Raw genomic sequence first — 13,271 nt, 5'->3', positions numbered from 1 at the left:
ATTATCAAAGCGCCGGGCAAAGTATCTGGCGCTGTGCGTAACTAGGTTGCGCAGGCTTCACAGGTGATATGCCTGTGCCAGGTACAGACCCAATGAGCAATGGTATTCCCATGACTGACGTGTTAGCTACAGATCCAAGACTTGTTGCAATTACCGAGCGTATTATCGCCCGTAGCAAAAATACCCGCGCCGCCTATCTGGCGCGCGTCGATAAATTCCGCAGCAACGGCCCAGCCCGTCATCATTTAGGGTGTGCCAATCTCGCGCACGGTTTCGCTGCCTGTAATGCTTCCGACAAAGAAGCCCTGGCAGAAGGTCAAGCGCCAAACTTGGGTGTGGTTTCTGCGTACAACGAAATGTTGTCTGCCCATGTCCCCTATGGCGAATATCTGGAGCCGATCAAGGCGGCAGCTAAAGAAATGGGCATGACTGCACAGATGGCGGGCGGTGTACCGGCTATGTGTGACGGCGTCACCCAAGGCTTTCCAGGAATGGAAATGTCCCTCTTCAGTCGCGATGTAATTGCTATGAGTACCGCTATCGCGCTGTCACATGACATGTTCGACGGTGCGATTTGCCTTGGTGTGTGCGACAAGATTGTTCCGGGTTTGATGATGGGGGCATTGTCCTTTGGTCAATTACCAATCGTCTTTATCCCTGCAGGCCCAATGACTCCCGGTTTGTCCAATGCCGAAAAAGCCAAAGCGCGCCAGCTGTTCGCCGAAGGTAAAGTGGGGCGCAAAGAGCTGTTGGCTGCGGAGAGCGCTTCTTATCACAGTGCTGGAACCTGTACCTTTTACGGTACGGCGAACACAAACCAGATGTTGATGGAAATCATGGGTATGCATCTACCCGGCAGTACTTTCATCAACCCTTATACCGAGATGCGCGATGCTTTGACCCGCGCGCATGTGCATCAATTGGCGCGTATTACTCGCGCTGAAAGCCGTGTAACCCTCGCTGACATTGTCACAGAAAAGTCTGTGGTAAATGGTATTGTTGGTTTGATGGCTACCGGTGGTTCAACCAATCATGCGATGCACGTAGTGGCGATTGCTCGTGCAGCGGGTGTGATTGTTGATTGGCAGGATTTGTCAGATATTTCGGATATAATCCCGCTCATGTGCCGTATCTACCCTAACGGTCTTGCCGATGTAAACCGCTTCCAGGCGGTTGGTGGTATGGGGTATTTAATTCGCGAGCTGCGGGCTGCGGGCCTGTTGCATGACGATGTGAAGACCATCATGGGTGCCGAGGGTGGTTTGTCGCATTACACCAAAGAGCCGTTCATGGACAATGGCGAATTGGTATGGCGTGATGCAGTAGCAGAAAGCCTGGATGATTCGGTATTGCGCCCAGCGTCCAAGCCGTTTGCTCCTGAAGGTGGTCTGCGCTTGCTGAAAGGCAATATTGGTCGCTCAGTTATCAAAATTTCGGCAGTGAAAGCCGAGCATCGCATGGTGAAAGCCCCAGCAATTGTTTTCCAGAGTCAGGAAGAGCTTCAAACGGCGTTCAAGCGCGGCGAACTGGAAAAAGATTTTGTCGCGGTGGTTCGCTTCCAGGGCCCTAAAGCCTGTGGCATGCCCGAACTGCACAAGCTCACTCCTCCGCTGGGGGTGTTGCAGGATCGCGGTTTCAAAGTGGCGTTGGTTACTGATGGCCGTATGTCCGGCGCCTCTGGTAAGATTCCAGCGGCTATCCACATGACCCCGGAAGCGCTCGATAATGGCCTTATCGGCCTGATCCAAACTGGCGATATGATTGAATTGGACGCAGAAACGGGAACCTTGCAGTTATTGGTCAGCGATGAAGAATTGGCAAAACGCCAACCGGCCCAATGTGATTTGACTAATGTTCACTACGGTATGGGGCGCGAGCTGTTTGCGCCTTTCCGCGCCTCGGTGGGCTTGGCTGAAGAAGGAGCTACGGTGTTTAACTGGTAAGCAGTTAAATTTTCGACCCCGAACCTCTGTTCGGGGTCTTCGTTTTAAAAATACGCCGGATATTAACAAGGCGTTTTCACGTATATCCACTGTCCAGATTCATAAACAGGATTACTCCTCATGCTCGAAGCGTTTGATTTTGTCATTTTTGGGGGCGCTGGCGATTTGGCTTTGCGCAAATTGATTCCCGGTCTTTACCGCGCTCATCGTGAAGGCTCTCTGCCAGCTAGCGCGCGTATTATTCCGACATGTCGCAATACCCAAATGGTTGCCGAATACAAGCAAAAGGTGCGTGATGCTGCTGAAAAGCATCTGGGTGGTGAAGAATTTGTCGCGGCCGATTGGGACGAATTCGCCAAATGCCTGTTTCCGGTTTTTGTTGATATCGGTACTAAAGACGAGCATTGGGATGCGTTGGCGCAATTACTGAATTCGGGTGGCAACAGCCAACGCGTGTTCTACCTGTCTACTCCGCCATCGGTGTTCAGCATTTGCTGTAAGCATTTGCATGAAACCGGACTGATTACTGATACCGCGCGCGTAGTTGTTGAAAAGCCGCTTGGTTACGACGCGAAAACTGCCGAAGAAATTAATAGCCAGATCGCTGAATACTTCCGTGAAGACGCGATCTTCCGTATCGATCATTATCTCGGTAAAGAGACCGTACAAAACCTGTTGGCCTTGCGTTTTGCCAACGGGATGTTCGAGCATTTGTGGGACGCCAAATCAATCGATCATGTGCAAATCAGCATTTCTGAAACCGTTGGTTTGGAAGGGCGTGCGAGCTTTTATGATGGCGCTGGTGCGCTGCGCGATATGGTGCAAAATCACATCCTGCAATTGTTGTGTTTGGTGGCGATGGAGTCACCTAACAAAATGACTGCCGAGCGTATTCGCGCTGAAAAATTGAAAGTGTTAGAGAGCCTGCGCCCATTGACTGGCAATACCGTTAAATACAACACCGTGCGCGGCCAATATGTGGCGGGTGAGCTCAGTGGAAAGCAGGTTCCAGGTTATTTGGATGAGCTGGGTCAGCCAAGCAACACCGAAACGTTTGTGGCTATCCGCGCTTACATCGATAACTCGCGTTGGGCTAACGTGCCATTCTATCTGCGTACCGGCAAGCGCATGAAACAGCGCTTTGCTGAAATCGTTATCCAGTACAAAGATGTTGCACACCGTGTTTATCCTGAGTCAGCTGGAGCTGCTACACCTAACCGTTTGATTATTCGCCTGCAGCCGGAAGAAAGCATTAAGATCATCATGGTGTCCAAAGATCTGGAAAAACATGAAACCCATTTGCGCCCTGTGGTGTTGAATCTGAATTTTGCTGACACCTATAAAGATTTTTACTCGGATGCTTACAAGCGTTTAATGTTGGATGCAGCCGCGGGCGATGCCAGTTTGTTTATTCATCGTGCCGAAGTTGATGCCGCTTGGGCGTGGATCGATCCTATTATCGAAGCTTGGCAACGTCCAGAAAACAAACCGCACGGCTATATGGCGGGCAGCTGGGGTCCACAAGCGTCGGCGCAAATGCTGGCAAGTGATCGTCGCCGTTGGTTCTCCATTGATGAAGTTCTGTCGGGAGCTGATCAGGAATGGTAAGCGAGCGTTTATTCGACAATCGCGCGGAAATGATCGCCGCGCTGCAAGCGGAATGTGAAAGTGCTTTGCGTGCAGCTATCGACGACCGTAGTGAAGCTACATTTATGGTGTCGGGTGGCAGTACGCCTGAGCCGCTCTACAAGGCTTTGAGCAACTCCGATCTCGATTGGGAATCAGTTTATGTTGCTTTAGTTGACGAGCGCTGGGTTGATTTTGATCACGACAAGAGCAATGAAGCTTTTACGGTTAAGCACCTAATCCAAAACAAAGCAGCTGTAGCCAATTTGGTGGGGATGAAAAATACCGCAGAAACGGCTGCTGAGGGTTTGGCAGATTGTGAAGCGGCTTATCAGCAATTAGCGCAACCCTTCGATATCACTATTTTAGGTATGGGGTCTGATGGTCACACAGCGTCTCTTTTCCCCTATGCACAGGGATTGGATGAGGCATTAAATCCGGAGTCCAATGAACTTTGCGCAGCGATTACTGCGCAGCAAAGTGAAGTCACTGGTGCAATTGTCGAGCGTATGACCTTGTCACTTGCTGGGCTGCTGCGCTCCAAAGTGCTCATTTTATTAATTACCGGCGATGAAAAATTGGCGGTATTGCGCGCGGCGCAAGCAGACGGTGACGTAAAGGAAATGCCAATTCGGGCTGTGCTGCGTCAGCAACAAGTGCCAGTTGTCGTTTACTGGGCGCCGTAATTAATTGCAAATTCCGAACAGCTCTTGAACAGGGCGTGTTTTTCGAACTTATTGAACAACGAGGGATATACAGTGGCTTTAACTATCGATCAAATTGTCAAAGTAGCACCAGTCGTACCCGTAATGGTGGTAGAGCGTATTGAAGATGCAGTGCCTTTGGCGACTGCGCTCTATAACGGCGGACTGAAAGTGTTGGAAATTACTCTGCGTACTCCCTGTGCTCTGGATGCAATTACCGCTATGGTTGAGGCTCTGCCGGATGATGCAGTGATTGGTGCGGGCACAATCATCACTCCAGCTGATTTGGAGAAAGCAGTGAAAGCCGGCTCGACTTTTTTGGTTAGCCCGGGTACCACTCCGGCTTTGATAGAAGCGGCCAAAGCCTCACCCGTTCCCTTGTTAGCGGGTGTTGCCACGCCCACAGAAGCAATGAATCTTTATACTCAAGGTTTCACTCACCAGAAATTCTTCCCTGCTGAAGCGGCGGGTGGTGTGCCTATGTTGAAATCTATCGCTGGGCCGTTGCCGCAAATTACCTTCTGCCCAACCGGTGGAATTGATTTGGCAAAGGCGCCTAGCTATTTGGCGCTGCCGAACGTTCACTGTGTCGGCGGAACCTGGATGGCACCGAAAGAATTGATGAAAGCAGGTCGCTGGGATGAAATTGAGCGTCTTGCGCGTGAAGCAGCCAGTCTGCCGCGTTAAGTTAAAAGTTTGTAGGGGGCGCAATTTATTGCGCCCCTGTGTTTTTTAAATCCATGGGTGCAATTATTTGTACCCCTACAGCAAAAGAATCAGTTAAAAAGGTTAGGAGAAAGCAATGACTATTAGAGTGGCAATCAACGGTTACGGTCGTATTGGTCGCAATGTTCTGCGTGCGTTGTATGAATCAGGCAAGCGCAGCCAAATCCAAATCGTTGGTATTAATGACTTGGGGGATGCTCACCTGAATGCTCATCTCACCAAATACGATTCGGTTCACGGTCAATTCAACGGTACTGTGAAATATGAAGGCAGTTCCATGTTTGTAAATGGCGATGAGATTCGTATTACTGCTGAGCGCGACCCTGCGAAATTGCCTTGGGCTGAATTGAACGTTGACGTGGTTTACGAGTGCACCGGCATATTCACCAGCAAAGAAAAAGCGGGCGCGCACATTACCGCCGGCGCGAAAAAAGTAATTATTTCTGCTCCTGGTACCGATGTTGATGCAACCGTCGTATTCGGTGTAAACGACAAAGTATTGAAGTCAACTGACACCATCATTTCCAACGCGTCTTGCACCACTAACTGTTTGGCGCCTGTTGCTAAAGTATTGAATGACAAGTTTGGAATCGTGCAAGGTTCCATGACTACTATTCACGCTTACACCAACGATCAAGTGTTGTCTGATGTGTTCCACAAAGATATTTACCGCGCTCGTTCAGCTACTCAATCCATGATTCCAACCACTACCGGTGCTGCAAAAGCGGTAGGTTTGGTGTTGCCGGAATTGAAAGGCAAAATGGATGGTATTTCTGTTCGTGTTCCAACCATCAACGTTTCTCTGGTGGACCTGAACGTGTTGGTTGAGAAGGACGTTTCTGTTGAAGCGATCAACGCAGCCATGAAAGAAGCCGCTGAAAAAGAAATGCCGGGCGTATTAGCGTATGTTGATGAGCCTTTGGTATCCGTTGACTTCAATCACAATGCTCACTCTTCCAACTATGACTCATTGCAAACCAAAGTTTACGGTAAGTGGGTAAAAGTACTGAGCTGGTACGACAACGAGTGGGGTTTCTCCAATCGTATGCTGGATAACACTATTGCATTGATCAACGCTAAATAAGAGAACCCATCATGTTAAGACGTACTAAGATCGTCAGTACTTTGGGCCCGGCTTCTGAATCGCCGGAAGTTCTTGAGCGTTTGATTCTGGCGGGTGTAAACGTTGTGCGCCTGAACTTTTCGCACGGCTCACCGGAAGATCACAAGCGTCGTGCTGAAACTGTGCGCGCTTTGGCCGCCAAGCACAATCGCTTTGTTGCTGTATTGGGTGATTTGCAAGGCCCTAAAATTCGCGTAGCACGTTTTGCTGATGGCAAAATCCATCTCAAGGTGGGCGACAAGTTTGTACTTGATGCGGCCTTGGGACGCGATGAAGGCAATCAACAACAAGTCGGTATTGATTACAAAGAATTGCCGAATGACTGTAAGGCTGGCGATATTTTGTTGCTGGATGATGGTCGCGTTGTATTGCACGTCGACAAAATTGAAGGCACTCGTATTTACACTACGACCAAAGTAGCGGGTCCTTTGTCTAACAACAAAGGTATCAACCGTCAGGGTGGTGGTTTGACGGCGCCGGCGTTGACTGAAAAAGACAAGGCCGATATCAAAACTGCCGCAGAAATTGATGTGGATTATCTGGCAGTATCTTTCCCTCGCTCAGCTGACGACATGAACTATGCGCGCAAGTTGATGCTGGAAGCTGGTGGCCGTGCAGGTCTCGTTTCCAAAGTTGAACGCGCAGAAGCTGTTGCCGATGACGAAACACTGGACGATATTATTCGTGCAAGTGATGCGGTAATGGTTGCGCGTGGTGACTTGGGTGTTGAGATCGGCGATGCAGCGTTGATCGGTGTGCAGAAGCGCATCATTGCTCGTTCACGCGCGTTGAATAAAGTGGTAATCACTGCGACGCAAATGATGGAGTCAATGATCAACAGTCCGCTGCCAACTCGTGCAGAAGTGTTTGACGTTGCTAACGCTGTATTGGACGGTACTGATGCGGTAATGCTCTCTGCTGAAACTGCAGCAGGTAGTTTCCCCGTGGAAACCGTTGAGGCGATGGTGCGGATTATTCTCGGTGCCGAGAAGCATCCGACCGCCAGTTTCGACAACTACCGTATGGATCAGGCATTCACCAGTGTAGATGAGTCTATTGCATTGGCTTCTATGTTTACCGCAAACCACCTCGCAGGTGTGAAGGCGCTGATTGCATTTACCGAGTCAGGCAGTACACCACGTTTGATGTCGCGTGTCGGTTCACAATTGCCAATTTTTGCGTTCTCCCGTCACGTGAATACGCAGCGTAAAATGGCGTTGTATCGCGGTGTACAACCCATCGCATTCGATACTTCAAGTGCTCCTTGCTCAGACGATTTCAGTCGTGCAATTGGCATGCTGAAAGCGCAAGGTGTTTTGGTAGATGGTGATCTGGTGATTGTATCTCTGGGCGATACCACATTGCTCGGCGGCACAAACACGCTGAAAATTCTGCGTGTAGGCGATACACTCGCTTGAGTCTGAACGGCTTGAACAAAAACGGCAGCTCGGCTGCCGTTTTTTTTGTCCCGCGTTTTTATCTGGTGATCCTATGAAGCTGGTTGTGGCAGTATTTTTATCCTTGTTAGTTATTCCTGCATTGGCAATGGAGTTGCGCGGGCAGTGGCAACAAGGTGGAGTAATTATTGGCAAGGCGCCTGCAGGGGTCCAGATAGAATACCAGGGTAAGAAATTGCACTTATCGCCGCAGGGTGAGTTTGTTGTTGGTTTGGGGCGCGATGCAAAACCCAAAGCAATTCTGGTAGCGATCAATGCCGATGGCAGTCGCACCGAGCTGGCGTTTTCTGTTAAACAGCGCAAGTACAATATCCAAAAAGTAACCGGTGTTCCGCAGCAAACGGTAGACCCCGATCCCGCTCAGGTGGAGCGCGCAAAACGCGAGGCCCAGATGGCAGCCGATGCACGTAAAGGCGATTTACCGCTCACTTTTTTTGCACAAAAATTCCAGTGGCCGTTAGTTGGCCCGATTACCGGTGTGTACGGTAGTCAACGAATTTACAATGGTGTACCTAATTCTCCGCATTACGGTGTCGATATTGCCAAACCCGTCGGCACTTTGGTTGTTGCGCCAGCGGGCGGTGTTGTAACGCTGGTACATCCGGATATGTTTTTTTCTGGTGGAACATTGATTATCGATCACGGGCACGGTCTGTCATCGACTTTTATTCATTTGAGCGAAATTTTGGTAAAACAGGGCGATGCAATTACCCAGGGACAAACTATTGCAAAAGTTGGAAAAACCGGGCGCGCCACAGGTGCGCACCTTGATTGGCGGATGAACTGGTTTGAAGAGCGTGTCGATCCGCAATTATTGGTTGACCCAATGCCGGCAAATTAAGCAGGATATTTTTCATTGAGTGAAGCAGGAGTGCTATGAAACGTTTTGTGCAAGTTGGTGCAATATTTTTTGTCGGCGTGATTGTGGGTTTGATCTCTGTGCAAGGGACCTTTAATCATTTGCGCCACACATTTTCTCCATCGCTCAGTTTTGCCGATGGCTCAACCTATGTAGGTGGATTAAATGAGCAGGGGCAATTGGATGGCAATGGGCGTATGCAATGGAAAAATGGTGATACTTATGAAGGCAATTTTGTTGATGGTCTCTTTCATGGACAGGGAACATTAGCCAGTGCTTCCTCGGGTGTTTATCGCGGCAATTTTGTTGCGGGGGAAATGGAAGGACAAGGTGAATTGGTGTATGCCGATGGCTCACGTTACAGCGGTGAATTTAAAGCGAATCAGTTTCAGGGTAAGGGTAAATTGAACTATCCAGATGGTTCTTATTATTTGGGTGATTTTGTGAAGAGTCGGCCAAATGGTAAAGGTCAGTGGTTTTTCGCGGATAAATCAACTTATTCCGGTGATGTTGTGAATGGCGTGCTTACCGGAAAGGGTGAATTAATTCGCGCCGGTTCCAAATATATCGGTGAATTTGTTAACGGAAAAATGCAGGGAAAAGGCGTATTCACCGATGAACAAGGCAATAGTTACAGTGGTGAATTTGTGAATGATTCATTTACCGGTGAGGGGACTTACACGGGTACTGATGGCGATGTATTCATAGGGCAGTTCAACAGCTGGGCGTTGAGTGGACAGGGAATGCAAACCAATAAAAAAGGCAATCAATGGCAGGGTGAATTCGAACATGGCTTGCTGGAAGGGCAGGGCAGCTATCTTGAAAAAGATGGGCAGCAGTACACCGGTGAATTTGAATTTGGAAAATATTCCGGCAAGGGAAAATTAATTGCCAAAAATGGCGATATCTATGAAGGGGAATTTTCTTATGGACAAAAACACGGCGCTGGTACCTTGATCTATAAGGAGCCTATCGATGGTGTCAGTAAAATTACCGGCCGCTGGAGCTACAATCGCCTTGTTGATGGTGGTAGTGACGTAAAAATTTATTCTGCAGAAGAAGTTGCTGAGCATGCGCTTTACGGGGAGCAAGCAGAATTGCAGCGAGCACTGGATTCATTGCAGATATCAAACCCGGAGAAAATCGAACTTTATAGTTTGGTTGTTGCAGGCTACGGCACCGAAGAGGTATTTCGCCGCGAGAGCAAATTTATTGAAAATTTATTCGCCGAACTCTATGGAAATCGTGCTACCGCGATATATCTCGCTAACAGTCAGCGTTCACTTGCCGAGCATCCTATGGCAACGCGCACCAGTATCAAAGCAGCGATTGAAAGAATCGCTGAGCGTATGGATAAAAACCAGGATATTTTCTTTTTATATATCACCAGTCATGGCAGTAAAAATAAAACCATCTCGCTAAACCATAACGGCCTGGAACTGAGGGATATAGATGCAAAATGGTTGGGTGATTTGCTTAAGGCAACCGGCATCAGACATAGGGTGGTAGTGTTATCGGCGTGTTTCTCCGGCGGGTTTATCGATGAAATTAGCGATGACAACACGCTCATCATGACTGCCGCATCCGCTAAAAAAACGTCCTTTGGCTGTGCGGACGACAGTCTGTTTACCTACTTTGGCAAGGCGTACTTCAAGGAGTCTCTGAAACCTGGGGTGGATTTCGAGCAGGCGTTCTATCAGGCGCGCAATCTGGTGGAAGCTTGGGAGAAAGAGCAAAAAATCACTCCTTCAGAGCCGCAGATCAAACCAAATGAAAGGGTAACACACCAGGTTAAACGTTGGTTGGAAAGCACAGGTTCGGTGGAATTGCCGAATTTAAAACCTCAATCACCCCAATAGCCCTGCGGTTCTAGAGACAGGGCTGTAACAGGCAGTGTAAGATACCGCCCCCCGGTTAACTAACCATGACCCAAGATTATGATAGATAAAAAGTTACTCAGTATTTTGGTATGCCCGGTGAGCAAGGGCGAACTTGAATATCGTCCCGAGCAGCAGGAGCTGGTCTGTTGGGATAGTGGTTTGGCTTACCCGATTCGCGATGGCATTCCGGTGATGCTGGAGCATGAAGCGCGCAAACTCAGCGCGGAAGAACTGGAGCAGCACCAGGCCTAAGGGCAGGGTGCCAACGATGTTGAAGACGAGTTAGATAATGATGAAAAGCGCTGAAATCCGCGATGCATTTTTGAAGTTTTTTGAATCCAAGGGGCACACTATTGTTGCCAGTAGTTCCTTGATTCCGGGTAACGATCCGACCCTCCTGTTCACTAACGCAGGTATGAACCAGTTTAAGGATTGCTTCCTGGGTGCTGACAAACGTTCTTACAATCGCGCGGTAAGCTCCCAGCGTTGTGTGCGCGCGGGGGGTAAGCACAATGACTTGGAAAATGTCGGTTACACTGCGCGTCATCACACCTTCTTCGAAATGCTCGGGAACTTCAGTTTTGGTGACTACTTTAAACACGATGCTATCCGTTTTGCCTGGGAATTTTTGACCTCCAAAGACTGGTTGGCGATCCCCTCTGAAAAACTTTGGGTAACTGTTTATGCCTCTGACGATGAGGCGTTTGATATTTGGAACAAAGAGGTAGGCGTTCCGGCGGAGCGAATTATCCGCATTGGTGACAACAAAGGGGCTCCCTACGCTTCAGATAATTTTTGGGCAATGGGTGATACTGGTCCTTGTGGTCCCTGTACTGAAATTTTCTACGATCACGGCGCGGATATCTGGGGCGGTCCTCCCGGTTCGCCAGAAGAAGATGGCGATCGTTATATCGAGATCTGGAACAACGTATTCATGCAGTTCAATCGTACTGCCGACGGTGTTTTGCATCCTTTGCCAGCTCCTTCTGTAGACACGGGGATGGGGCTGGAGCGTATTTCTGCAGTTATGCAGCACGTACATTCCAACTATGAAATAGATCTGTTCCAGCACTTATTAGCTGCGGCCGCAGAGGCAACCGGTAATCACGATATGGAAAACAAATCACTGCGCGTGATTGCAGACCATATCCGTTCCTGTTCTTTCCTTGTTAGCGATGGTGTTTTGCCTTCCAATGAGGGGCGTGGTTATGTATTGCGCCGCATTATTCGCCGCGCCATTCGTCATGGTAATCAGCTTGGTCAAAAGCAGCCATTCTTTCACAAACTGGTAAAGGCGCTGGCAGAGGTGATGGGTGATGCCTATCCGGAACTGCATAAAAATCAGGCACATATTGAGAAGGTGCTGTTGCAAGAAGAAGAGCAATTTGAGAAGACTCTCGATAAAGGTATCGCTGTTCTTGAAGATGCGCTGACTAAACTTTCGGGGACAGAAATCCCCGGTAAAGTTGTATTTACCCTGTATGACACTTATGGCTTCCCGGTTGACCTGACCGCAGATATCGCACGTGAACGCGGTTTAACGGTTGATCAAGCTGGCTATGAAGCGTCTATGGCAGAGCAGCGCGCCAGAGCTCGCGCTGCCGGTACATTCAAAGTGGATTACAACGCAAAAGGCCTTGAATTCCCGGCGTCTGAATTCCTTGGCTATAGCAGCCTGGCTGAGCAGGGCAAGGTGCTTGCTCTGGTTAAAGATGGTCAGAAAGTAGAGCAGTTGGTTGAAGGTGATGATGGCGTAGTCGTGTTGGATCGTACTCCGTTCTACGCTGAATCCGGCGGTCAGGCTGGCGACTGTGGCTATTTGGAGTTGGGTGGCAATCGTATCGAAGTTCGTGACTGCCAGAAGCAGGGCGCATCCAATTTACACATTGTGCGTATACTTCAGGGGGCTATTTCAGTTGGTGATAGTTTCTCAGCTAAAGTCGACAGCAGTGTGCGTCAAGCAACGGCACTAAACCATTCTGCAACCCACTTGATGCACGCCGCTTTGCGCAAGGTACTCGGTGAGCACGTTACCCAAAAGGGTTCGTTGGTTGATTCCGAGCGCCTGCGTTTTGATTTCTCCCACTTCGAAGCGGTGACTGCTGATCAGCTTAAGGCCATTGAGGCTTTGGTAAATCATCAAATTCGCACCAACTCAGTTGTGGCAACTGAGTTGTGTGATATGGATACTGCAAAAGCCAAAGGCGCTATGGCACTGTTTGGCGAGAAATATGGTGATACAGTGCGTGTGTTGACCATGGGTGATGGCTTCTCGGTGGAGCTTTGCGGTGGTACGCATGTTAATCGCACCGGCGATATTGGTCTGTTCCGCATTATTTCCGAGTCTGGTGTCGCAGCGGGAATTCGCCGTATTGAGGCTATTACGGGTGTCAAAGCATTGGAGTTGTTTGATGAGGTAGAAACCCTTGTTGATACCGCTAGCCGCAGCCTGAAAACCAATCGCGATTCCTTGGTAGAAAAGCTGGAAGCCCTCGTTGCCCAGAATCGCAAACTTGAGAAAGATCTTGCACAACTGAAAACCAAACTGGCCACTGCGGGCAGTGGTGATCTGTCTGCGCAGGCTAGGGATATTGGGGGCGTTAAGGTGCTCGCCTTGAACTTGGAGGGCGCAGACGCCAAATCACTGCGTGACACAGTGGATCAGTTCAAGAACAAGCTTGGTACAGCGGTTGTTCTGCTGGCGGCTATTGAAGGTGATAAAGCGGCATTGGTTGCTGGTGTTACCCAGGATATCACTGGCAGGGTAAAGGCTGGTGATCTGATGGGGTATGTTGCGAGCCAATTGGACGGTAAAGGTGGCGGTCGTCCTGATATGGCGCAAGGTGGCGGTACTAACCTGGCGGCCCTGGATTCGGCACTGGCATCTGTCGTTCCTTGGGTTCAGGAGAAGTTGGGCGCCTAAGCCTGTTGATTGTTTGTTGTGCAAAAAAAT

Annotated in this window: 10 protein-coding genes; all 10 read left to right on the top strand. The window is 49.3% G+C overall.

Going from position 1 to position 13,271, the window contains the following annotated elements; translation table 11 throughout:
• The first annotated feature begins 110 nt into the window (after positions 1-110).
• The 10 genes from edd to alaS all read left to right on the top strand — a co-directional run bounded on the left by edd (position 111) and on the right by alaS (position 13,241).
• Positions 111-1,943 carry a phosphogluconate dehydratase gene (gene edd, locus D0C16_RS08865; protein WP_151034857.1) on the top strand — a complete coding sequence of 611 codons (1,833 nt, stop codon included), beginning with the start codon at positions 111-113 and terminating at the stop codon, positions 1,941-1,943.
• A 120-nt stretch (positions 1,944-2,063) separates the two neighbouring features.
• Positions 2,064-3,551: a glucose-6-phosphate dehydrogenase gene (gene zwf / locus D0C16_RS08860; RefSeq protein ID WP_151031983.1), complete on the top strand. Its 1,488-nt coding sequence runs from the start codon at positions 2,064-2,066 to the stop codon at positions 3,549-3,551.
• Complete coding sequence (pgl, locus tag D0C16_RS08855) at positions 3,545-4,255, top strand: 6-phosphogluconolactonase (protein WP_151031982.1); 711 nt, start codon at positions 3,545-3,547, stop codon at positions 4,253-4,255. Before zwf ends, pgl begins: the two co-directional genes overlap by 7 nt.
• Positions 4,256-4,327: 72 nt before the next feature.
• Complete coding sequence (gene eda / locus D0C16_RS08850; RefSeq protein ID WP_049632116.1) at positions 4,328-4,960, top strand: bifunctional 4-hydroxy-2-oxoglutarate aldolase/2-dehydro-3-deoxy-phosphogluconate aldolase; 633 nt, start codon at positions 4,328-4,330, stop codon at positions 4,958-4,960.
• 115 nt (positions 4,961-5,075) lie between these two features.
• Positions 5,076-6,083 (top strand): type I glyceraldehyde-3-phosphate dehydrogenase, encoded by a 1,008-nt coding sequence (gene gap, locus D0C16_RS08845; RefSeq protein ID WP_151031981.1) that lies wholly within the window; start codon positions 5,076-5,078, stop codon positions 6,081-6,083.
• Positions 6,084-6,094: 11 nt separating this feature from the next.
• A complete protein-coding gene (pyk, locus tag D0C16_RS08840; protein ID WP_151031980.1) occupies positions 6,095-7,540 on the top strand; it encodes a pyruvate kinase in 1,446 nt (481 codons plus the stop codon).
• A gap of 73 nt (positions 7,541-7,613) precedes the next feature.
• Positions 7,614-8,420, top strand: coding sequence for a M23 family metallopeptidase (locus D0C16_RS08835; RefSeq protein WP_151031979.1), 807 nt, complete (start codon positions 7,614-7,616; stop codon positions 8,418-8,420).
• A 35-nt stretch (positions 8,421-8,455) separates the two neighbouring features.
• The gene (locus tag D0C16_RS08830) at positions 8,456-10,297 is read left to right on the top strand and encodes a C13 family peptidase (RefSeq protein WP_151031978.1); all 1,842 of its coding nucleotides are present in this window, start codon (positions 8,456-8,458) and stop codon (positions 10,295-10,297) included.
• 78 nt (positions 10,298-10,375) lie between these two features.
• The gene (locus D0C16_RS08825) at positions 10,376-10,570 is read left to right on the top strand and encodes a Trm112 family protein (RefSeq protein WP_151031977.1); all 195 of its coding nucleotides are present in this window, start codon (positions 10,376-10,378) and stop codon (positions 10,568-10,570) included.
• A 40-nt stretch (positions 10,571-10,610) separates the two neighbouring features.
• On the top strand, positions 10,611-13,241 hold the full coding sequence (gene alaS, locus D0C16_RS08820; RefSeq protein WP_151034856.1) for an alanine--tRNA ligase: 2,631 nt from the start codon (positions 10,611-10,613) through the stop codon (positions 13,239-13,241).
• The last annotated feature ends 30 nt before the right edge of the window (positions 13,242-13,271 follow it).

Origin of the sequence: Cellvibrio sp. KY-GH-1, from assembly GCF_008806975.1 — a bacterium.
Classification (GTDB): Bacteria; Pseudomonadota; Gammaproteobacteria; order Pseudomonadales; family Cellvibrionaceae; genus Cellvibrio.
The sequence above is the reverse complement of the archived record's forward strand: the minus strand, read 5'-3'. Positions and strand labels throughout refer to the sequence as shown.

Bases quoted from the DNA above. Each gene is read 5' to 3' on its own strand.
- D0C16_RS08825 (WP_151031977.1), top strand. From the start codon at position 10,376: ATGATAGATAAAAAGTTACTCAGTATTTTGGTATGCCCGGTGAGCAAG.
- D0C16_RS08835 (WP_151031979.1), top strand. From the start codon at position 7,614: ATGAAGCTGGTTGTGGCAGTATTTTTATCCTTGTTAGTTATTCCTGCA.
- edd (WP_151034857.1), top strand. From the start codon at position 111: ATGACTGACGTGTTAGCTACAGATCCAAGACTTGTTGCAATTACCGAG.
- D0C16_RS08830 (WP_151031978.1), top strand. From the start codon at position 8,456: ATGAAACGTTTTGTGCAAGTTGGTGCAATATTTTTTGTCGGCGTGATT.
- pgl (WP_151031982.1), top strand. From the start codon at position 3,545: ATGGTAAGCGAGCGTTTATTCGACAATCGCGCGGAAATGATCGCCGCG.
- alaS (WP_151034856.1), top strand. From the start codon at position 10,611: ATGAAAAGCGCTGAAATCCGCGATGCATTTTTGAAGTTTTTTGAATCC.
- pyk (WP_151031980.1), top strand. From the start codon at position 6,095: ATGTTAAGACGTACTAAGATCGTCAGTACTTTGGGCCCGGCTTCTGAA.
- zwf (WP_151031983.1), top strand. From the start codon at position 2,064: ATGCTCGAAGCGTTTGATTTTGTCATTTTTGGGGGCGCTGGCGATTTG.
- gap (WP_151031981.1), top strand. From the start codon at position 5,076: ATGACTATTAGAGTGGCAATCAACGGTTACGGTCGTATTGGTCGCAAT.